This window comes from Marinococcus sp. LNHM3E3-2.2 (genome assembly GCF_056034385.1).
Window position 1 is genome coordinate 141,424 of sequence record NZ_JBQLIC010000004.1, and the last position, 21,123, is coordinate 162,546.

Sequence of the window (21,123 nt, forward strand, 5' to 3'; positions counted from 1 at the left end):
GATGAAGAATACGGTTGCTTCCGGTTGGAAATCATTATGGCATTCCCACCGGCAGACGAAAAAATTGCTGAATGTTTTTCAGACGGACCGGTCACCAACGCGTCACAAGGAAGAAGAAATACAGGATCCTTCTACCGCTGGTCGTAACAAAAACCGCGACGGCGATGACGGAGGAGGAAACGACGGAGGAGACAGCGGAGGGCAGGACCCTTCCTACAAACGTCCGCAGCTCGTTGGACTTATTTTAGGGCCATTATTATTTCTCATTACAATGCTATTTCTGGATCCTTCGGGGCTCAGCTATGAAGGAAAAGCAGTACTTGCCACCACGCTTTGGATTGCCACCTGGTGGATTACAGAAGCGATCCCGATCCCGGCGACCTCGCTTTTGCCGATTGTCCTTCTGCCGATTACCGGAGCGCTCGACGGGGACACTGTCGTTTCTGCTTACGGTAACGATATTATCTTCTTGTTCTTAGGTGGTTTCTTTATTGCCTATGCAATGGAAAAATGGAACCTACATAAGAGAATCGCGCTGTTTATCATCGCGGTGATTGGTACAAGCACCAATCGGATTATTCTCGGTTTTATGGTAGCGACAGGCTTTTTATCCATGTGGGTGTCCAATACAGCATCAACCATGATGATGCTTCCAATTGCGCTTGCGATTACGTACCAGGTGTCGGAAGCCCTCAAAGGAGAACAGGATTCCGAAAAAGAAGTGAAAAAATTCGAAAAAGCGCTTATTTTCGGTGTTGGTTACGCTGGAACGGTTGGCGGACTCGGTACACTGATCGGGACACCGCCGCTCAGTATTCTGGCCGCGCAGTCGGAAGAGCTGTTTGGCCAGCAGATTTCCTTTGCACAGTGGATTATGTTCGGCGCGCCGATCGTAGCTGTCTTCTTATTGATGGTCTGGTTCTACCTGACACGCTTTGTCTATAATATCGGCTTTTCGACCATTCCGGGCGGCCGTGACATGATTCAGGCGGAAAGAACGAAGCTCGGAGGAATGAAATACGAAGAAAAAATTGTCATGGCAGTATTCGTATTTGCCGCTGTCATGTGGATTACACGTTCCTTTTTCTGGCAGGAAATCGTTGGAGTAACCGGCCTCAGTGACGGCGGTATTGCCATGATCGCTACGGTGCTTTTATTTTTAGTGCCTGCCACGAAAAAACAGGAGGACCCGCGGGTGCTGGTCTGGAAAGACTCCAGAGAAATACCATGGGGCATTCTGCTGTTGTTCGGGGGCGGACTGGCGATTGCTGCCGGCTTTAGTAACACCGACCTTGCCGAGTGGATCGGTAACAGCTTAACTATCCTTGAAGGGGTAAACATCATTCTCGTTATCCTTGTATCTGCCACGCTCGTGTTGTTCTTGACAGAGATCACGTCCAACACAGCGACAGGCACGATGATTATTCCACTGGTTGCTTCCCTTGCGATTGCGATTCAGGTGCACCCGTTTGCGCTGATGGTTCCGTGTGCGATGGCTGCTAACTGTGCGTTTATGCTGCCGGTTGGTACACCGCCAAACGCCATCATTTTCGGGAGTGGGAAGATACGGATCATCGACATGGTGAAAAACGGCTTCTTCCTGAATATAATTGCGATAATACTAATTACGGCATTAGTCTATCTTGTTCTTCCGACCCTTTGGGGAATTGACTTAACCACTGTACCGGAATCGTTTCTCAATAACTAAGTAGGCTTCGTCATAAAAAATAAGCCTGCATTCATCCTTTGATGAATGCAGGCTGTTTTTATTATAAAAGCCGGTACAGACTGGCGAGCCCAAGTCCGCCTCCGATTCCGATCATAGCTACGCCGAGCGGCAGGCCGCCGTTTTGCATCAGCCGCATCAGCCTTGCAATAAGAATCGCCCCCGACGCGCCGTATGGATGCCCCTGGGCGATGGCTCCTCCCGCTGTATTCAGCCGCTCAGGCGGAATGCCGAGTTGAAAGGCGGAGGCAAGCACCTGGGAGGCAAATGCTTCATTGCATTCCCAAACGGAAATGTCCTGTACAGACAAATGGTTTCGCTCAAGCAGCCGGCGTACAGCAGGCACCGGCCCGATGCCCGGCATGTTCGGATCAACCCCCGCTGCGGTGGCGTCGATGATTTCAAGCGCAGGCTCGAGCCCATGCTGCCGGCAGGAGGAGCGACTTGCCATCAGCGTGAGTGCCGCCCCGTCACTGATCCGGGAGGAGTTGGCAGCAGTGACCGTGCCGCTTTCCTGGAAAACCGGGGGCGCCCGGCGGATAATTTTATTCATTTTATCTGGAGAACGAAGCTCTGCGTCTTCCTGAATGGTGCTTACGGGAATGATTTCCCGGGAAATATCCGGTTTTGCTGCTTCCTCCCACGAAAGCTTGTAGCTTCGTTCGGCAAAGGCGTCCTGGTCTGCACGGGAAATGCTGTAGGCCTCCGCTACCGTTTCCGCGGCTTCTCCCATATCAGGATCGCCGATAACCTTTGGAGAAAAGCGGGTTCTTTCCTGCGTGGAGGAGACCGGATAGGCTTCCGAGGCGAAAAAGGAGCGCTTCGGGGCCCGGCTTGTGCTTTCCACCCCGCCGGCAAGAACGGTATCCGCGGCGCCGGTCTGCAGATGCCGGAATCCCTGATGCACAGCTTCAAGGCCGGAGCCGCACTGGCGGTCCACTGTTACGCCGGGAACAGACATATCATATCCGGCTTCAAGCAGACTGAGCCGGGCAAGGTTACCGCCCGGACCAACTGTATTTCCCATAAAAACTTCGTCCGCCAGGACCCGGTCATTGATCCCGTGATGGAGCTGGAAATACTTGTACAGCGGCGCCGTCAGCTGCTCCGGCTCCAATTGGGAAAAAGCTCCGTTCACATGATGTACAGGGCTCCGTTTGGCATCAATAATATAGACAGGCTCAGTCATCATTACCGTTCTCCTTTAAATGAAGCTTCGTAATACTTCTGTGCCCGCTCCCGGTCGATTTTTCCGCTGCCAAGCACCGGAAGACGATTTATATGCCGGCATGCAGGTATTTTATAAGCGGGCAGCTGTTTTTGGCAGTGAGCCCGCAGTTTTCCGGGGGCAGCCCTTCCGGTATACAGCGCAGCAATCTTTTCCCCCTGAAGAGCGTCGTACATGCCAAAAACGACTGCCTGCTCAACGTCCGGGTGACTCATAAGTACCTGTTCGATTTCTTCGGCATAAATGTTGCGTCCGCGGCTGACAATTTTTCCACTCCGCCGGCCGGTAATATAAAGAAAGCCTTCCTTATCGACGCAGCCAATGTCTCCGGTGGCAACCGAATGGGGGGAGTGGAAGCATTTATCTCCGGCATAGCCGCTGAATAAAAACGGGCTTGTTACGATTAATTCCCCGGATGCCCGGGAAGATGCGGCTTCCACCATAGGAAACAGGCGGCCGGTGCAGGAAGAGCTGACCTGTTCCGCGCGATGGTTTAAGGCGCTGATAAAGCTGGTTTCGGCACTGCCATAGAATTCATACAGGTCCGCCGAAGGAAATCGGGCGAATGCTTTTTTATTATCGGCAGGAAACCATTTTTCTCCTCCCGTAATGATAAGTCTGACGGTGGGAGAAGGAGGAAAGGAGTGGCTGAGAATCCAGCGGAGCGTGGTAGGTACAGCGTACAATACTGTAATCTGCTGCTCGTCCACCATCCGGTCAAACGCCCGGGGCGATTGTCGTGCGGGCAGCACAACGGTGTGGCCGTTTTCGAGCATACGAACGGCACCGTACAAGAAGAGAGAGTGGGAGAGCTTTCCGGTAATCAGTACGCGTTCGCCTTCCTGAAACGGAAACAGCTGCTCGTCCGCTTCAAAGCTTTTCAGCCAGGAACGATGGCTCCGCAAACATACTTTCGGGGCCCCGGAGGACCCTGATGTGCAGGCACCGTAAAACAAATCGGTCTCTTCGCAGAAGGCAGCGGGTGCCGACGGATACGCCTCAGTGCCAGTAACGTCTGCAAGAATTAATGAAGGCACCGGCGGCCCGGCTGCTTCAGTATCTGTGATAAAAAGACTGGATCTGGAGGAGGAAAGAAGAGAAGCTTTCGTGTCGATGTCCAGCGTTTCATCCACTGGCACAGCAATCCCGCCTCCAGACACGACCGCAAAAAACATATACAGCTGTTCGAGAGGATCCTGAAGCGCAAAAGCAATCTGCTTTTGAAAAAATGGACCGAAAGCAGCGTGCAGCTGACCCCGCCGGCGGTTAATGGTTTCGTGCAGCTCCCGCCAGCTGATGGAACGTTCTGAGTATGAGAGCGCCGTCCCGGCAGGGTTAGAATCAGCATGCCGGGTGATAGCCTGGCCGATCATTTAAAGTCCTCCCCCCCCTTTCGGCGCTAAAGTCTGATTTTGTGCTGCTTGTTCAGCCTGACTGCTACAAAGCCAGCAACAACTGCTTTAAAAATATCCCCAGGCAGAAAAGCGAGTGCCTGAATCGCGGCAGTGGTCCACGGTATGTTTATTAAAAACGATAAGTAGGTGACCCCGCCGGCATAAATGACGAGAATGCCGCCAACGATATTGGCAAACAAATACTTTTGAAACGAAGGTTTCTTGAAGGAATGGGCGATCCAGCCAATGATAAACGCCCCGATCGGCCAGCTCAGAATGTAGCCGCCGCCTGGGCCGAATAATACACCGGCACCGCCGCGACCGCCGGCTAGCAGTGGCAGTCCTATCATTACGAGTACGACAAACAGCAGTATGCTGAGCCCGCCATATCTCGCACCGAGCAGAGAGCCTGCAAGCATGACACCGAGGGTCTGCAGGGTGATTGGCACCGGACTGAATGGGAGCGGAATTGGTGGCACAATGCCTAAAGCTGCGATAATTGCTGCAAATAAAGCCGTATAAATAATTTTTTGTATACGCATCTATGTTCACCTCACTGATTTCTAAGGATAGAAAGAAATCAGCTATTTGTCAACTGAAATTTAAAAATGGTTTACGAAGTTTGGACGATTTGTTAAATCAGTATGAAAAATGACGCAAAAAAACCCGGGTGCCCGGGTTTTTTATTATGCGGAGGATGCTTTTTTCTGGCGAATGATTGGCACGAGGAAGGAAAGAAGCGCGACAATCAGCATGCTGAGGGCAATCGGCCGGGTGAAAAACACCGTTAAATCGTCATTGGCAATGGTCATGGCCTGACGGAAGGACTCCTCCATCATCCCGCCGAGTATAAATGCGAGGATCAGCGGAGCTGCTGGGAAATTGTACAGCTTCATCAAGTAGCCGATCACGCCAAAAGCAAGCAGTAAATACAAGTCAAAGGTGTTGAAGCTGATGGAATACACTCCGATCATGCTGAACATAATCACAAGCGAAATCAGCATCGGGCGCGGGATCAACAGCACTTTAGCAATGTACGGAATAAGCGGGAGATTCAGGATTAACAAAAATACGTTGCCGATATACATGCTGATGATAACGCCCCAGAAGAGGTCAGGCTGCTCTTCGATTAACAGAGGTCCTGGGGGCACGTTCAGCACAAGCAGGGCGCCAAGCAGGACGGCGGTCGTCCCGGATCCGGGAATACCGAGGCTGAGAAGAGGTACAAAGGCCCCGCTCGTGGCAGCGTTATTGGCCGTTTCCGGCGCGGATATACCTTTCACTGCGCCTTTTCCGAATTCTTCCGGACGTTTGGCAATCTTTTTTTCCGTAATGTAGCCGATAAATGAAGCGATCGTTGCACCGGCACCCGGGAGCACCCCGAGAATAAAGCCTAGGAAGGACTGGCGGGTCATTGGGCCGCTCATATCCTTGAAGTCCTGTTTGGAAAGCTTCAGGCTTCCAATGTTGCCCTGGTTTTTAATTGTCTTTTTCCGGTTTACAATCAGATTGCATATTTCAGCAATGGCAAACAAGCCGAGAGCGATTACGAGAAAATCAATGCCTTCAAGCAGGTTCGGATTATTGAATGTAAACCGCGTCGTTCCCGTCTGGCTGTCCATGCCAATGGTAACAAACATGAGGCCAAGGACCGCAGAGATAAGTGCTTTAATCGTCGAGCCGTCGGACAGGCTGGCAATTGCGGTTAAGCCAAGCAGCATCAGGGCAAAGTATTCGGGCGGGCCAAACATAATGGCGACGCTTGCCAGAAGCGGAGCGAAAAGCATCAGCAGAACGACACTCACCGTGCCACCGGCAAAGGACGAAATGGCAGCAATCGCAAGTGCTTTTCCGGCCTGACCGTTCTGGGCCATGGGGTAGCCGTCAAAAGCGGTAGCCACCGTGCCGGAAATCCCCGGAGCGTTCAAGAGAATCGAGGAGGTGGATCCCCCGAATACGGCCCCGTAATACACGCCGGCCATAAGTACGAGAGCCACAGTCGGCTCCATGTTATACGTCAGCGGGATCATGATAGCGATCGCGCTGATCGGCCCGAGCCCGGGCATCATCCCGATAAATGTTCCGGCGAAAACGCCGATCAGCACAAACAGCATTCCCTGGACGCTGAAAGCGACACTGAGCCCGCTTAAGATTCCATCAAATGTTCCCATGCGGTTAACCTCCTTTCTATAGCGGCAGAATGCCCGGAGGCAGACTTATATTTAATAACTGAGTAAAAATTAAATAAAGAGATAAAGGAAAAACAACCGAGGTCACAGCGTTGATGATATGTCTCCGGTAGCCCATAAACAGGCTGCACAGAAAAATAAATACAGTAGAGGCCAAGATGAAACCAACAGGCTCTAAAAGAGTAATGTATAAAAGAATCATTACGCCTACACCGCCTAAGTAAAAAATATGCTGTCCAGCTTCCTTTCGCTTTTCCTGGTCTTCTTCGCTTTCGCCTTCTTTGATAAAAAACAAAAAGATGCTGAGTACAATCAATAAAAAGCCGGCTGCTTTTGGCATGGTGGAAGCAGTAAACACGCCCGTAGCAAAAGCGGGAATTTGAAAAGCCAGATATAAATAGAAAACAGCAATGACGATGAGAATCATACTGACGATTTTATTTGCGGAACGAAACATGCGTATCACCTCTTTCGACTGCTTTTAATATAAGAGAGCTCTGGACGCAGAACGTTCAGAGCTCTTTCAGACGCTGTTACTCGCCGCCCCGGTCGATGCCTACTTCATCAAGCAGTTCCTGCATGGATTCTTCTTCTTCGGCTAAGAACTCTTCAAATTCTTCGCTGTCCATGTAGTTTTCTTCCCAGGCGTAGGACTGCCGGGTTTCCTCCCAGTAGTCAGATTCACTGAGTTCTTTGAACGTTTCTTCGTAATAAGCAACTTCGGCATCACTCATGTTTGGCGGTCCCAAGAATCCACGCCAGTTGACGAACGTTTCTTCGATGCCCTGTTCCATAGCGGTTGGAAATTCACTGACCGTGTCACCTTCGAGCCGTTCTTCAGCTGTAATGCCGAGGACTTTAACATCGCCGGCTCTCACCTGCTCGACCGTCTCGGTGATACCCGTTGAATAAACATCGGCCTGGCCGTTTAAAAGGTTTGTCAGAGCGCTGCCGTCCTGGGCAGAGACGTATTTAATCGTAGAAGGGTCAACGCCGGCACCGGCTGCAATTTTGGCAAACTGCATATGGTCCATACTGCCCGGGGAAGATTCGCCGACGACGGTGATATCATCCGGGTTTTCCTTCATATCGTCGAACAGGTCGTTCAAATCATCCCATTCCGAGTCTTCCGTAACGGCAAACGCGCCGTAGTCGGCAATCATATTCGACAGAGGAGTGAAATCTTCATAGCTGTATTCCGACTGGCCGTTCAGCGGCACGAGCAGAAGTGGAGGTGAAGCCACAAAAGAGTATTCCGGATTGCCTTCCTGGTTATGAATGTAGGACCAGCCGTTGGCTCCGCCGCCGCCTTCCCGGTTAACGACACCGATGCCCTGATCGACAATGCCTTCTTCTTCAAGACCTTCAGCAGCGGAACGGGCCACTGTATCCCAGCCGCCGCCAGCTCCGGCCGGCGCAACAATTTCAAGTGAGGAATCCGGCTCGTAGTTTTCATCGCCGCCGTCGCCGCCATCTCCACCTGACGAGCTGTCCCCGCCGCCTCCTCCGCAGGCGCTTAAAACGCTAAGCGAAAGTACTCCGGCACCGATCCAATATTTTGAATGCTTCATAATATGTAGCCCCCTTTTTTATATTGATGTAAGCGTAACCAAAAAACGCTTAAATGTAACCGTTTACAATTTAAAATGTATATCTTTCGTTTATTGTATTTATTTCATAAATGTCACGGGCATAAATAAACCGGCTGCATGTACTGGCTGCAGCCGGTGAAGGAATTATTTTTTAAAATATCTGCGTTCAGGGCGGCCGACAATTCCATAGATCGGACGGACCTCGATTTCGTTTGCGGATAATAAATATTTAAAATAGCGATGCGCGGTAGTTCGGGAAGCACCGAGAAACGAAGCCATTTCATCAGCCGTTACTCCGTGCTCTGCCTGATGGATCTGATCCTTTACCTGATCGAGTGTGAAGGCATCAATACCTTTTGGCAAATCCAATTCTGATTTGGTTTCCGCCGTGCCGGGAGACGCAGGAGGGGAGAAGTAACGATCAATCTCCTCCTGGGTAAGATCCCCTTCAGGGCGGGCCGCCTGCATAGCCTGGAATTTTTTCAGCGACTCCTCGAGCCGTTTAGGAGAAGCTGGTTTAATAATATAATCGATCACACCCGACCGGTGGGCTTTCTGCACATGACTGAGATCATTTGAAGCTGAAATAATAATAATGTACGCATCATGGCGATCTAGTATTTGCCCGAGAATGTCTGTTCCAAGCTGATCGGGCAGATAAATGTCGAGCAGCAGTACATCAACCGGCGTGTGCTGCATCGTATCGAGCAGCTCTCTGGCGGTGCCGGAGGTAAAACTGCATGAAAATCCTTCAATTTGTTCAATAAGCTGCCGGTGAATATCTGCAATCCGGAAGTCGTCTTCAGCAATACCAACGTGAATCATCAACTACCCCCTTGCGGCAACGTTTTGGGCAGGTAAACCGTAAAATAGGCGCCCTGATTTTCATTGTTGCCAAATTCAAGCATACCCTGTAGTTCCTGAATCGTTCTTTCTACGATTGCCAGTCCGTATCCTCTTGGCTGATCACCGGATTTCGTGGAGGCTCCCTGGGAAGTAATGTCTACACCTTCCGGGAGCCCGGGCCCGTTATCGACAACTTCAAACATAATTTCCTCCTCCATTTCGGTGACAAAAAAGGTTACTTCGGGCGCTGAACAGCCTGAGGCGCTGTCGATGGCGTTATCGATAAGGTTGCCTAAAATAGATACAAGCTGAACCTTCTGAATGTGGTCCGGCAGTGTTTCCAGCCGGCTTTCGCTGTCGATGTGAAAAGCTGTCTTTTTTTCGGAAGCCCTTGCCGCTTTTCCGGTTAGTATCGCCTGAACGGTCGGGTCGTTAATCTGCTGAAAGACTACGGAGTGGGTTTTGCGCTGCTGGGACGTTTCTTCTTCGACAAGCTGGGCTGCCTCGTCGTATTTCCCGAGATGAAGATACCCGGACAAGGCGTATAGCTTATTCAGATATTCATGATTTTGTGAGCGCAGGCTGTCCGAATAGCGCTGAATGTCAGAAAGCGTGTTAGCCATCTGCATCATTTCTGTTTTATCACGGAACGAAGAAACGACGCCGACGAGCCGGCCATCGATAGTGATCGGCTCCCGGTTGACGATGTAAGGAGCTCCGCGGAGCACTAATTCCTGGTCGTATTCCGGCTGTCCGTGCTTCAGTACTTTTGGCATTTCCGAGTCCGGCAGCACGTGATGAATATTCTGCCCCTCGATGACACCGTTAATAGCAAGCATGTTTCGGGCTGATTCATTCATCATCGTGATCCGCCCTTCGGTGTCAATTGCAATAATGCCCTCCCGGATAGCAGTAAGTACACTTTCTTTTTCCTGGTACAGCTGACCAATCTCATGAGGTTCAAGGCCGAACATATCTTTCCGGATATTTCTTGAGACCGCCATACTGCCGATTACGCCTAGAGCGAGAAGAACGAGCGCGAGCATAAACAGAAGCCCGAAGCGTTCCCAGATGGCCGCCCGCACATCCTCAAGCAGAAAGCCGACAGAAACGATGCCGACAATATCCCCGTCTTCATCACGAACCGGTGCCTTGCCGCGAAGAGAGGGGCCCCGGGTGCCGGTGGCAGTGGAGACGTAGGACTGCCCCTGCTCGAGCGCGCGGGCGTTGTCGCCGCCGACCATGGATTCGCCGATTTTCCATTCGTCCGGGTGGGCGTAACGGACTCCGTCGGTATCACCGAGCACCACAAACTCTGCGCCGGCCTGCTTACGGACCCGTTCAGCATAGGGCTGAAGCACGGAGCTTGGATCCTCGGAGGCATACGCTCCCTGAACGACCGGGGAGCTCGCTATGTAGGTGGCTGTGCTTAACGCTTTATCTCCGAGCTCTTCTTCGATATCATTATATTCTAAATAAGCAAACACCCCGAAGGAGCTTATCGTAATAAAAGCGACAAGCCCGACGACGAGAAACATAATTTTTGTCTGCATCTTCATGTTCTTTCTTATAATGGGCTCCCTCCTTCCAGGATAACGCTTTCAGAAAGTGTAGGACTATATCCTCTTATTTAAATATACGGGTTGTTCAAAGAGTAGCATATCGTAGACAGAGCGGCAATTGCATATTAGGAGGGAGAAGATGGGACGTATCAACATAAAAGCAGACGTCGGTGCGTTTGGAATACCGTCCGAGCAAATTCATATCAGGGAGGAAGAAAAGGGGGAGTTAAAAGCCGGCCGCGTGGAAGTGCGGATGCGTCTGTCCCCGGCCAATCCTTCGGATCTCATTCCTGTATACGGGCGTTATGCCCACCGGGTAACGCTGCCGCTCGTGCCCGGCTACGAAGGTGTGGGTGTTGTTGAGCGGGTTGGAGAAGGAGTGAGCAGAGGATTGATAGGAAAGCGCGTGCTGCCGCTGCGGGGCGAAGGCACCTGGCAGTCGCTTGTGCATGCGCCGGCAGCCCTGACCGTACCGGTGCCGGACAGTCTTTCCGATGAGACAGCTGCGCAGATGTACATCAACCCGGTGACGGCGTACGTCCTTTTAACTGAAAAGCTGGATATTCCTTCCGGTGGAATGCTTGTTATTAACGCGGCTAATTCTGTAATGGGCAGGCTTCTGATTCAATTGGCTTCCTGGATGAATATTCGCGTGGTGGGCCTGGTACGACGAAATGAAGTAATAAACGAGCTGGTACAGCTGGGGGCAGAAAAAATAGTGGCAGCCGGGGAAGGAGAAGAAGAGAGCGGGCTGAAAGCTGCCCTGCAGGGAGAGAAAGCAGAAGCCGCCGTGGATATGATCGGTGGAGAAGCCGGAGCCGCTCTCGCCGGGAGCGTTAAGCCGGGAACAACGCTTTTAGCACTCGGCCTGCTCTCCGGCAGACCGCTCGACTGGGCTTATATTACGGAAACACTGGGAGTGAAGGGTACGATGTTTCATCTGAGGCACTGGAATGCTTCAGTTTCCGATGCGCGCTTCCAGCAGGTATTCAGGACGCTGTTTCAACTGGTGGAAAGCGGGCAGCTTGTGGTGCCGCGCGTCCGGCATGTCTATCCGCTCGTTCAGGTACGGCAGGCGTTAAAGGACTATGAGAACGGAAGCTTCAGCGGAGGCGGAAAAATAATGCTTGGCAGACCATGACTGCCTGCTCTATACAAGAGGGGCTGTGCCGATTTATAATAAACATACTCAATCCAACAGAAACGGTGAGAACTTATGCGGGAATTTTCTTTTTATTCGACTCCCTTCGGTGTAAGCGGAGAAGAAGTACCATATGCAGCAATTGCTAAAGCTACAACAAGCAGGGAGCTCGTATCGGATCAGGAATCCGATGCCTTTTATTTTCGTTCGCTTGAAGCGGACGGTATTTTTTTGAACGAAGCCCAGATTGAAGCCGTACGCTTTGGCAGCGGGCCGTTGCTGGCGCTTGCAGGTGCCGGTTCAGGGAAAACGTCGGTGCTCGTCTGCCGGGCCGGCTATTTAATGGCGGTCAAGCAGGTGCCGGCAGAATCCGTTCTACTGATCACATTTACAAAAAAAGCAGCGGAAGAAATGAAAACGAGAGTGATGAACCTGCCGGGTGTCGGAGAAACAGCCAGCAATCTGCAGGTGCGCACGTTCCACGCCTTTTTCCTGCTTCTGCTCCGCCGCCACGGTATCCGACAGGAAATTGTTTCAAGCGAGCGGAAAAAGCAGCTGGCCGTGAAGCTTTTGATGAAGGACATGGGCCTTGAAGATGTCTATCAGCCCGAGGCGGTCTTATCCTTTCTGTCCTATCATAAAATGAATGACACCGCTGTTGCGGATCTTCCTGAAAAAGAAACGAGCCAAAAGCAGTTAAAACGTATTTGCGAGGCGTATGAAGACTGGAAGCTTGAACGCAATTATATTGATTTTGACGATATTTTAATGAAGGCCAAAGCATTGATGGACGAGGACCCGGCTTTTCTGCAGCAGCTGCAGGACCGGTTTGAGTACGTCATGGTCGATGAATTTCAGGACACCAACTATCTTCAGTACAGGCTGGTGCAGATGATCGTGGAAAAGCACCGCAATTTGTTTGTGGTGGGTGATGACGACCAGACGATTTATTCGTTTAACGGGGCCCGGCACGAATTTATTCTGGAGTTTGACCAGAAGTATCCGGAAGCGCAGACGATTGTGCTCGACGTCAACTACCGCTCCCATAAAGCTATTGCCGGCCTTGGGAATGAAGTGGTGCGCCACAACAAGCAGCGGAAAACGAAAACCCTCCAGGTGATGAATGCAGAAGCCTCGTCTCCGTTTTATTTCCGCGCTGCGTCCACCGACGAAGAAGCGGAGCAGGTGGTGGCAGATATGAAGCGTGCCGTGGCAGAGGGAGAATGCGAGTGGCGTGATATGGCCGTGCTGCACCGGACGATCAGTGTGAGCCGTGCCATCTTTGAGCAGCTGACGGCCCAGGATGTGCCGTTTGTGCACCATTCCCTCGGCAACCAGATGTTCTATGAGCAGTGGCCGGTGAAAGCGATGATGGACTATCTGCGGCTGAGCCTGAATCCGACGCTCGTGGAAGCGATGCCCGAAGTTGTGCCGACTTTATTCATCTCCCGGGAGCGCGGCATGCGGCACATTAAAGACCGTGAAATATTTTCTCCCCGCAGCGAACCGCTGCTTCATTTAACAGACATGCCGGGCATTCGCCCGTTTCAGCGTAAAAAGGTGGAGGAGCGGCAGAGCATGATTCAGAAGCTGAAGGAAAAACGCCCGGAAACGGCCATCCGCCAGATGCGGCGCCAGTTTTACGACGGCTACCTGGAGGCCGATGAACAGCAGGTAAGCATGAAAAAGGAAACGTTAAAGGAAACCCTCGATGAACTGGAGTCCTCGGCCAAACGGTTTGAAAGTGTGTCGTCTTTTGTATACTTTGTCGACGATATGCTGCGGACATTCCGCGAGATGAAGGAGCGGGAGAAGGACCCGGATGCGAACCACGTTTCGCTGATGACGATCCACCGGGCCAAGGGCATGGAGTTTCCGGTCGTGTATGTGATCGGGGCTTCAGAAACGATCATGCCGCATGATTCTGCCTTAAAGGCCGACCGGATGAAGGACCTTTTATACGGAGAGAAGGCAGAAAATAAGCAGACCCAGGCTCTGGAGGAGGAGCGCCGGCTCGCATATGTAGCGATTACGCGGGCGAAGCAGAAGCTGTGCATCAGCTCGCCGGCCTTTTACCGCGGCAAGGAGGTGGAAGTGTCACGCTTTCTGCTCGAAGCCTTTCCGGGAGAAACACATACAGGGGAAAAGCAGGAAACGGAAACCATCGAGGCGCTCGTCTGTGAAGAAGCGATGTGCCCGGCCTGGATACGTCTGTCGGAAGCACCTGATGAAACGGAAAAAGAGTGTCCGATGTGCAAAGGGAAAATGGTGCCCGGCACTAAACAGGTTATTAAAAAGTAACTGCCGCAGCCGGCTCAGCAAATTAGTTGAATAATCACGTGCAGCAGGCTACGATGAATTGATAGATACTAATGTTTCTAAGGGGGAGTCAGCAATGGCAGACGAGTCAGTAACATTATATGCATGGATTAACGGAAAACGAGTGGACGCCGACGAATATATGGAACGGGAAAACCCGGCAGACCCGCAAAAAATCGTGGCATACGTGCCGAAAACAACGACCGGGCAGGCAGCGGAAGCTATTGAAGCAGCCCGTGCTGCTTTTCCTGCGTGGAAGGAAGTGCCGGTGGAAGAGCGGATCGAGCGGATGGAACGCGCCATCCAAACAATGAAGGACCGCACGCCGGAGCTTGCTGAAACGCTCGCGGAAGAACACGGCAAGCCGGTTTACGACGCAGAGGGCGAAATGGCGGTTTCAATCATGTGGATGGAGTATGCCTGCCAGACAGTAAAAGAGACAATCGCTGATCAGGTAGACGAAGGCGAGGGCGGTAAAACAATCATCCGTCAGGAGCCGATAGGCGTAGTGTCTGCCATCAGCCCGTGGAACTATCCAATTGCGCTCTCGACAATCAAGATTGCTCCGGCGATTCTGACAGGAAATACCGTCGTTTCAAAGCCGAGCCCGTTTGCTCCACATGCGGTCAGCCTGGTGGTTGAAATGATTGCCAAAGAATTTCCGGACGGGGTGCTGAATCTCGTCCACGGAGAAGCTGAGGTCGGCGTGGAGCTTACCTCCAATACACATGTGGATAAAATTGCTTTCACGGGAGGTACGGAAACTGCTAAGAAAATTATGAAGTCGGCCGCGGATACAATCAAGGATATGACGCTTGAGCTTGGCGGCAATGATGCTGCCGTAGTGCTGCCGGACTTTGACGTAAATGATGAGCGCGCGATGCGCCGCATGGTTATCTCCAACTTCCTGACCGCCGGCCAGATATGCATGATCGCCAAACGCATTTATGTACCGCGCACCCTATACAATGATTTTGTGGAAAAGTATCAGGAAGCAGCCAACAAATGGGTGAAAATCGGCAGTCCGTTTGATGAACAGGTCACGACCGGACCGCTCAATAACAAGCAGCAGCTGGATTTTGTGAAAAGCCTTGTGGACAATGCGGCTGAAAAAGGCGCGGACGTTATCCCGCTCGGCCACATTGTGGATAAGGAGCTGTTTGAACAGGGGTACTTCCTGCAGCCGACTCTGGTGCTCGGCGCGGACCAGCAGGACGACATTGTGAAGGAGGAACAGTTCGGACCGACCGTTCCGATCGTGCCTTACGATACGGTGGATGAAGCGGTGAAAATGGCGAACGACAGCATTTACGGCCTCACAAGCTCGGTATGGGGAGAAGAAGACCATGCCATCGAAGTTGCAGCCCGTATTGAAGCAGGCACTACGATGGTCAATACCGCTGCTGTGCAGGGACTTGACGTCCGTTATCCATTCGGCGGAGTCAAGCAGTCCGGCATCGGCCGCGAATACGGAAAAGAAGGCCTTCTCGGCTACGTAACCCCTCACGTCATCAATGTACCGAAAATGCGGGATCTGCCGTATATTCCCGAATAACGAAATCAAGCAGCTGTCCTGGAGGCTTCCAGGACAGTTTTTTATGCTGAAGTTTGAGAAAAATAAAGATTTTTGAAAAGGAGTGATCCGATGCGGACCATAGAGGTCGTGCCGTGGCAAAAGGAGTGGAAGCACTATTTTTACCATGAACAAAAGCTGCTCGAGCTTGAAGCCGGCGGTCCGGGAGATCATATTTACCACATAGGAAGCACGAGCGTTCCGGGCCTTTCGGCAAAGCCAATCATCGATATCCTAATTGAAACCCCAGAGCTCTCTATGTGGTCCGAAGACCGGCTTGAAGGACTCGGATATAGGGGAAAAGGAGAGCATGGTATTGAAGGAAGGGCTTTTTATTATAAAGGCGAATATGTCCGCCGTTTTCACGTGCACGTGTTCGAAAAAGAAAGCGAAGGGAGCGGACGTCACCTTGCCTTCCGCGATTATTTACGCTCTTTCCCGGCAAAGGCGAAGGAATATGAAATCATTAAAAAACAGGCTGTAGCGAGGCACCCGCACAGTCCGTCTGGATATATGGAAGAAAAGCATACTGTCGTGCAGAGGCTCGAACAGGAGGCTCTTTTCTGGAAACGAACAGAAGGAGAAAATGGTGGTTTTTGAAAAACTGACAAAACCGTCCACAGACATATACACAATGGGGATGGTTATCAGCTGAGATAAGGGAAGGACATAAAAATAATCGAAGCGGCTGCTTCGATTAAAGGCATTGATGACAGAGAATTTACTGAAATGAAGCGCCGGCTTGTGGACAGTCTTTGAAGTGCTTTCGGAAATTATCCACAGCCGGCTGGAAAATGGAGCGAGGATGAAAGAAGCTACTGATATAAAGCGGTGTGAATTTTTCTCATCAATCTCCCGGTACGGACCGGGTGCTCGGCAAAAGCAACATAGCCGTCCGGACGTATGAGTACAGCTGAAAATGCCGGCAGCTTCCATTTAACGGCAAGATCGCGCCGGTAATCAAACAGATGGTGGATATTCGGCCTGGAGGCCCGGAGTATGCCTTTGCGCTGAACAACGAGAATGAGAATGGAAGGGCCGTACTGCCGGCGCACCTCCTGGATGCTTTCATCGAGCTGATGAAGCTCCTGCTCGTCTTCGATATAAAACAGGCAGGTAAACTGCTGGATGTGCAGAAAATCCATTACGTCTGCGTGTTCTCCTTCCTCGGTAAGAACACGTGCCGGCGCAGCCCGGGATCCGGCTGGAATCATCGGCCCCTGGTGCTGGAATTTCGCAAACGAAGCCCTGTTCTGATAGCTGATATCAATATTGGCGAGGCGCTGGGTCAGCTGGCGCTGTAATGAACTGCTTTTGCTCAGCATACTGACAGGGTTCGCCAGAAGACGTGGAATAAGGGTATGGGAGCGGGTCATCACCTGCATGGCCGTATTTGTCATTCGAATGGTCTTGCGTCCGACCGCGTAACGTTCCTCTTCATACGTATCGAGCAGAGCAGGATCCGAATGGCCGCGGAGCACCCACGCCAATTTCCAGCAGAGGTTAACCGCGTCCTGCATGCCGAGGTTCATTCCCTGGCCGCCGAAGGGGCTGTGCAGATGGGCAGCATCTCCGGCAAGAAACAGCCGCTTATCCCGGTAGGAATCAGCCTGGTGATGGGAGGTGCCGAACTGGGACAGCCAGGAGGCGCTGGTCAAACGTACTGGCTGCTGAGTAATACGCTGTACGCTTTTTTCGAGATCTTCAAGAGGGAGGTCGTCCCGGTGTTCACGGTTCTGTTCGGCATGGTCGATAGTGATTACCCGGTACGTTTCATCACGGAAGGGAAAGAAAGCAGCTACACCGCGTTCGGTAATAAATGTCGAGATATCGTTGGAAAGCGGAATTCCTTCCACCGTCACGTCCCCTAAAAAGTAGATTGTTTCATGCTTGCCGCCCGGAAAGGAAACGTTCATGTTCTCACGGACGGTACTGTGAGGACCATCACAGCCGATCACATAGGAGGCGCGGATTAATTCGTGCCCATTTTCGGTGGAGCATTCCACCTCTGCGTAGTCCCGGTACTGGGTAATCCGTTTACAGTGGGTGTTCCAATCGATAAATTGGCCGATTTCCCGAAGCTGTTTCTTTAAAATATGCTCCGTATCTGACTGCGGCAGCATAAGCATGAAGGGAAACGGCGTATCGAGCGAAGCAAAGGAGGCCCTGGAAGCACGTTTGCCTTCAGGCTGAACAGCCGCATCAGTGATTGGGAACCCTTCCTTTAAGAAGGGGCGGAGCGCACCGATCAGGCTGAGCATTTCGAGGGTGCGCGCCTGGATGCCGAATGCTTTGGAAAAGGGGGAAATCGAGCTTTTTCTGTCTAAAATACGGACGCGGATGCCGAGTGCTCTTAATGTGTTGGCGGCAGTCAAGCCTACGGGGCCCGCCCCAACAATGCATACATCGGTATTCGTTGTTTTCATGAATTCATCACGCTCCCTTCAGTATACTTGTAGTATACCCTGCGAAAGGCTGCCTCATGCACGTGTTGCCCGCAGGAGGAAACTGTGTTTGAATATGGGAAATTCCTATTTCCGACTGGGATTGGGCCGGTTTGATTCTTAATGAAGGAAAGGAAGAGGTTAATGTCATTCACTCATGATTTAAAGGAAAAACTGCTGCCGGTGTGGGAGCAGAATCATACGCATCCGTTTGTGGAAGAGCTTGGGCGGGGGACCCTCGATAAGGAAAAATTTCGTTATTTCATGGTTCAGGATTACCTTTATCTCATGCAATATGCGAAACTGTTTGCGATTGGTGCTGTTAAAGCCGAAGACGTGGAAACGATGGGGGCTTTTGCGAAGGTAATGGACGTTACCATGAATGAAGAAATGAGTCTGCACCGCCAGTATGCAAAAAAATTTGGCATCACCGAACAGGAGCTCGAACAGGCAGAAGCGGCACCAACTACACTTGCGTACACAAGGTATATGCTGCATGAAGGGCAGAACGGAGGTCTGGCTGAGCTGCTTGCGGCTGTGCTTCCATGCATGTGGAGCTACGCAGAAATCGGAAGAAAGCTCAGTTCATGGCCGGGGGCCCTCGAGCATGAGCTGTACGGCGAATGGGTGCAGATGTACAGCGATGACGAATTTCAGCAGCTGGCGGACTGGGGCATCAGCATGCTCGACCGCCTGGCAGAAAACAAACCCGCGGAGGAAAAAAGAAAGATTGAAAATATATTTTTAACGACTACCCGGTTTGAGTATTTGTTCTGGGAAATGGCGTACCGGCTGGAAGGCTGGCCGCAGACATGAAAAGCCCCCGGAGGACCGGGAGCTCTGCTTATATTTGAGGGGAAAGCGTAAATACGCCAAACCATTCATTTTCGTCCGTCCACCAGTCGCTGGTTTCCCAGAAGGACTGGCGGGCCAGATTTATGAATTCCTCGGGAGTGAACTTCCGGCTGTTTTCTGTATGGATCGTCTCGCCGGCACGCATCGTAAACGTTTCTCCACCGATCGAGAACAGGGAAGGCTTTTCGGCGCGCAGATGCATTTCGATCCGCCCGAGCCGTTCGTTGTAAAAAGCCTCATGTGCAAAATGGCCGGTATTGATGCCGGCGTCAAGCTCGCGGTTTAGGCGGTGGAGCAAATTTTTATTAAAGGAAGCGGTAATGCCTGCCTCGTCATTATACGCCCGGTGAAGCACGACCGGATCCTTCTTCAAATCGACACCGACCACCAGGCTGTCCTCGGGATTCATATGAAAAGCGAGCTTTTGTAAAAATTCGGAAGCCTCCTTCGGATCCAGGTTTCCAATAGTGGAGCCGAGAAAAAAGACAGCAGAGGGCTGGTCTTTGCTGCTGTTAAAAAACGACATCGTTTTTGTATAGTCTGCACATACGCCTGAGACCTGCATGGCCGGCACGGCTTCCTTTACATGGGCGGCGGTATCGTGCAGGGCACTAAGCGAAATGTCGACGGGGGTATAGCTCACTGCCTCCGATAGGAAGGGAAGCAGGCAGCGGATTTTATCAAAGCTTCCGCTTCCAAGCTCAATAAGGGAGGAGGCTCCAATGCTTTCAGCAATTTCTTCCCCGTAGTCGGATAAAACAGACGCCTCGGTCCGGCTCACGTAATATTCCGGCAGCCGGGTAATTTCATTAAATAGCATGCTTCCCTGCTCATCGTAGAAATGTTTCGGGGGGATACTCTTAGGCTCGGCAGCCAGTCCGGTGCGAACGTCTTCAGCCAGGGAGGAGAGCGAAGGCTTTAAATCCAATACAGTATAGTCAGCCATGGCTATTTCTGCACTCCGTCCTTGGCAAGCCTCAGTCCGCTGAACTGCCAGCGTTTTTCCGGCGGGAAAAAATTACGGTAGGTGGAGCGGATGTGTGACTGCGGAGTTGCGCACGAACCGCCGCGCAGCACCATTTGGTTGCTCATGAATTTTGCATTGTATTCTCCCATGGCCCCTTCCGGCGGACGGTTGCCTGGATACGGGGAATAAGGACTGCGTGTCCACTCCCATACGTCTCCGTAGGCATTGGGAGCCGATTGGAGTGGCTGCGGATGATAGCTTTCAGATTCAAGAAACGTACCGTCTGCTTCGGAGCTGCGGAAAGCGTACTCCCATTCCTGTTCGGTAGGGAGGCGCGCTCCGGCCCAGCGGGCATAGGCATCTGCTTCGTAGTAGCTGATATGGGCAATAGGTTCATGAAGGCGCACTTCTTTCAGGCCGTTCATCGTAAAGTAGAACCAGATCCCGCCCTGTTTCTGCCAGTAGAGCGGTGCCTTCCAGTCATGCTTCTGGACAATACCCCAGCCTTCGGAAAGCCACAGCTCAGGATCTTCGTAGCCGCCGTCTTCAATAAAACGAATATATTCTTCGTTGGTCACCGGTCTGGAGGCGATAGAGAAGGCGTGCAGATAAAATTTATGCTCCGGGCGTTCGTTATCGAAGGAAAAATGCAGATTATCTGTGCCAATAGTCGTTAACTCGTCTTCATAGGCGTGCCATTCCAATTCAGGAGTCTCTCCCTTTTCAGCAAAAGAATCATTTTCCAGGTAGGCAGGGTTAAGTGGATTCATCGAAAAGTTGAATTTTGTGTCGGTGACTAACAGCTCCTGGTGCTGCTGCTCGTGCTGCAGGCCGGTTTCCATTAATTCAGCGATCTCATCGTTCCAGGGCCCTTCTTTGAGAAAACGTTCCATCGCCGCTTCCACATGACGCCGGTATTCCATGGTGTCTTCAGTCGTCGGACGGGAAATCAGTCCGCGGTACTGCTTGGGAAACGGTTTTCCCTGCGTTTCGTAATAGGAGTTGTACAAGCCGTTGGAGAATTTTGAAAACTCTTCATAATGATCAGCGTACGGCTTGAGAATGAACTGCTCAAAAAACCAGGTCGTGTGGGCCAGATGCCATTTCGCCGGACTGACGTCAGGATGCGCCTGAATCATAAAATCTTCGGTGTATAACGGTTCGGTCAGCTTCATCGTCTGCTGACGCAGAGACGTAAAACGTTCGGTGAAGTCAGCTTTTGCGGCATTTGCCTTCGCCTGTACGATGGGGAATTCCTCCTCAGGTAAATAGAATGGTGCATAAGTA

17 protein-coding genes are annotated in these 21,123 nt (G+C 51.6%); 6 read left to right on the plus strand and 11 right to left on the minus strand.

The genetic code is table 11. The features are described from left to right. The first annotated feature begins 1 nt into the window (after window position 1). Complete coding sequence (locus tag ACTRXF_RS07510) at window positions 2-1,708, plus strand: SLC13 family permease (protein ID WP_474278520.1); 1,707 nt, start codon at window positions 2-4, stop codon at window positions 1,706-1,708. Between the two features lie 61 nt (window positions 1,709-1,769). Here the strand turns inward: ACTRXF_RS07510 and ACTRXF_RS07515 are convergent, their stop codons facing one another. From ACTRXF_RS07515 to ACTRXF_RS07550, 8 genes are all read right to left on the minus strand, one after another. Then, window positions 1,770-2,918 (minus strand): thiolase family protein, encoded by a 1,149-nt coding sequence (locus ACTRXF_RS07515; protein WP_474278522.1) that lies wholly within the window; start codon window positions 2,916-2,918, stop codon window positions 1,770-1,772. Continuing rightward, window positions 2,918-4,327, minus strand: a complete 1,410-nt coding sequence (locus ACTRXF_RS07520) for an AMP-binding protein (RefSeq protein WP_474278524.1) — start codon at window positions 4,325-4,327, stop codon at window positions 2,918-2,920. The genes ACTRXF_RS07515 and ACTRXF_RS07520 overlap by 1 nt, the downstream gene beginning before the upstream one ends. A 26-nt stretch (window positions 4,328-4,353) precedes the next feature. Then, window positions 4,354-4,890: a biotin transporter BioY gene (locus tag ACTRXF_RS07525; protein ID WP_474261521.1), complete on the minus strand. Its 537-nt coding sequence runs from the start codon at window positions 4,888-4,890 to the stop codon at window positions 4,354-4,356. A gap of 144 nt (window positions 4,891-5,034) precedes the next feature. Then, complete coding sequence (locus ACTRXF_RS07530; RefSeq protein WP_474278526.1) at window positions 5,035-6,519, minus strand: tripartite tricarboxylate transporter permease; 1,485 nt, start codon at window positions 6,517-6,519, stop codon at window positions 5,035-5,037. A 16-nt stretch (window positions 6,520-6,535) separates the two neighbouring features. Further along, window positions 6,536-6,994 carry a tripartite tricarboxylate transporter TctB family protein gene (locus tag ACTRXF_RS07535; protein ID WP_474278528.1) on the minus strand — a complete coding sequence of 153 codons (459 nt, stop codon included), beginning with the start codon at window positions 6,992-6,994 and terminating at the stop codon, window positions 6,536-6,538. 76 nt (window positions 6,995-7,070) lie between these two features. Beyond that, complete coding sequence (locus ACTRXF_RS07540) at window positions 7,071-8,108, minus strand: tripartite tricarboxylate transporter substrate binding protein (RefSeq protein ID WP_474278530.1); 1,038 nt, start codon at window positions 8,106-8,108, stop codon at window positions 7,071-7,073. Window positions 8,109-8,273: 165 nt separating this feature from the next. Continuing rightward, on the minus strand, window positions 8,274-8,954 hold the full coding sequence (locus tag ACTRXF_RS07545; RefSeq protein WP_474278532.1) for a response regulator: 681 nt from the start codon (window positions 8,952-8,954) through the stop codon (window positions 8,274-8,276). Continuing rightward, a complete protein-coding gene (locus tag ACTRXF_RS07550; RefSeq protein ID WP_474278534.1) occupies window positions 8,954-10,528 on the minus strand; it encodes an ATP-binding protein in 1,575 nt (524 codons plus the stop codon). The genes ACTRXF_RS07545 and ACTRXF_RS07550 overlap by 1 nt, the downstream gene beginning before the upstream one ends. A 148-nt stretch (window positions 10,529-10,676) precedes the next feature. On the opposite strand from ACTRXF_RS07550, the gene ACTRXF_RS07555 reads away from it, so the two are divergent. The 4 genes from ACTRXF_RS07555 (at window position 10,677) to ACTRXF_RS07570 (ending at window position 16,170) form a co-directional block, all read left to right on the plus strand. After that, window positions 10,677-11,678, plus strand: a complete 1,002-nt coding sequence (locus ACTRXF_RS07555; protein ID WP_474278536.1) for a zinc-dependent alcohol dehydrogenase family protein — start codon at window positions 10,677-10,679, stop codon at window positions 11,676-11,678. 75 nt (window positions 11,679-11,753) lie between these two features. Then, window positions 11,754-13,979, plus strand: a complete 2,226-nt coding sequence (locus ACTRXF_RS07560) for an ATP-dependent helicase (protein ID WP_474261514.1) — start codon at window positions 11,754-11,756, stop codon at window positions 13,977-13,979. A 94-nt stretch (window positions 13,980-14,073) separates the two neighbouring features. Continuing rightward, complete coding sequence (locus tag ACTRXF_RS07565) at window positions 14,074-15,552, plus strand: aldehyde dehydrogenase family protein (RefSeq protein WP_474261513.1); 1,479 nt, start codon at window positions 14,074-14,076, stop codon at window positions 15,550-15,552. A gap of 90 nt (window positions 15,553-15,642) precedes the next feature. Next, on the plus strand, window positions 15,643-16,170 hold the full coding sequence (locus ACTRXF_RS07570; RefSeq protein WP_474278538.1) for a GrpB family protein: 528 nt from the start codon (window positions 15,643-15,645) through the stop codon (window positions 16,168-16,170). Between the two features lie 215 nt (window positions 16,171-16,385). Here ACTRXF_RS07570 and ACTRXF_RS07575 read toward each other — a convergent pair whose 3' ends face one another. Continuing rightward, entirely contained in the window at window positions 16,386-17,996 is a 1,611-nt protein-coding gene (locus ACTRXF_RS07575; RefSeq protein WP_474278540.1) for an FAD-dependent monooxygenase, read from the minus strand. Window positions 17,997-18,158: 162 nt separating this feature from the next. On the opposite strand from ACTRXF_RS07575, the gene tenA reads away from it, so the two are divergent. Further along, on the plus strand, window positions 18,159-18,830 hold the full coding sequence (tenA, locus tag ACTRXF_RS07580; protein ID WP_474261510.1) for a thiaminase II: 672 nt from the start codon (window positions 18,159-18,161) through the stop codon (window positions 18,828-18,830). 28 nt (window positions 18,831-18,858) lie between these two features. On the opposite strand, the gene egtD is transcribed toward tenA, so the two are convergent. Both egtD and egtB read right to left on the minus strand, forming a co-directional pair. Then, window positions 18,859-19,815, minus strand: a complete 957-nt coding sequence (gene egtD / locus ACTRXF_RS07585; RefSeq protein WP_474261509.1) for an L-histidine N(alpha)-methyltransferase — start codon at window positions 19,813-19,815, stop codon at window positions 18,859-18,861. A gap of 2 nt (window positions 19,816-19,817) precedes the next feature. Then, complete coding sequence (gene egtB, locus ACTRXF_RS07590; protein ID WP_474261670.1) at window positions 19,818-21,083, minus strand: ergothioneine biosynthesis protein EgtB; 1,266 nt, start codon at window positions 21,081-21,083, stop codon at window positions 19,818-19,820. Window positions 21,084-21,123 lie beyond the last annotated feature (40 nt).

Coding starts and splice junctions, on each gene's coding strand:
- ACTRXF_RS07510 (WP_474278520.1), top strand. CDS start 2: ATGAAGAATACGGTTGCTTCCGGTTGGAAATCATTATGGCATTCCCAC.
- ACTRXF_RS07515 (WP_474278522.1), bottom strand. CDS start 2,918: ATGATGACTGAGCCTGTCTATATTATTGATGCCAAACGGAGCCCTGTA.
- ACTRXF_RS07520 (WP_474278524.1), bottom strand. CDS start 4,327: ATGATCGGCCAGGCTATCACCCGGCATGCTGATTCTAACCCTGCCGGG.
- ACTRXF_RS07525 (WP_474261521.1), bottom strand. CDS start 4,890: ATGCGTATACAAAAAATTATTTATACGGCTTTATTTGCAGCAATTATC.
- ACTRXF_RS07530 (WP_474278526.1), bottom strand. CDS start 6,519: ATGGGAACATTTGATGGAATCTTAAGCGGGCTCAGTGTCGCTTTCAGC.
- ACTRXF_RS07535 (WP_474278528.1), bottom strand. CDS start 6,994: ATGTTTCGTTCCGCAAATAAAATCGTCAGTATGATTCTCATCGTCATT.
- ACTRXF_RS07540 (WP_474278530.1), bottom strand. CDS start 8,108: ATGAAGCATTCAAAATATTGGATCGGTGCCGGAGTACTTTCGCTTAGC.
- ACTRXF_RS07545 (WP_474278532.1), bottom strand. CDS start 8,954: ATGATTCACGTTGGTATTGCTGAAGACGACTTCCGGATTGCAGATATT.
- ACTRXF_RS07550 (WP_474278534.1), bottom strand. CDS start 10,528: ATGCAGACAAAAATTATGTTTCTCGTCGTCGGGCTTGTCGCTTTTATT.
- ACTRXF_RS07555 (WP_474278536.1), top strand. CDS start 10,677: ATGGGACGTATCAACATAAAAGCAGACGTCGGTGCGTTTGGAATACCG.
- ACTRXF_RS07560 (WP_474261514.1), top strand. CDS start 11,754: ATGCGGGAATTTTCTTTTTATTCGACTCCCTTCGGTGTAAGCGGAGAA.
- ACTRXF_RS07565 (WP_474261513.1), top strand. CDS start 14,074: ATGGCAGACGAGTCAGTAACATTATATGCATGGATTAACGGAAAACGA.
- ACTRXF_RS07570 (WP_474278538.1), top strand. CDS start 15,643: ATGCGGACCATAGAGGTCGTGCCGTGGCAAAAGGAGTGGAAGCACTAT.
- ACTRXF_RS07575 (WP_474278540.1), bottom strand. CDS start 17,996: ATGAAAACAACGAATACCGATGTATGCATTGTTGGGGCGGGCCCCGTA.
- tenA (WP_474261510.1), top strand. CDS start 18,159: ATGTCATTCACTCATGATTTAAAGGAAAAACTGCTGCCGGTGTGGGAG.
- egtD (WP_474261509.1), bottom strand. CDS start 19,815: ATGGCTGACTATACTGTATTGGATTTAAAGCCTTCGCTCTCCTCCCTG.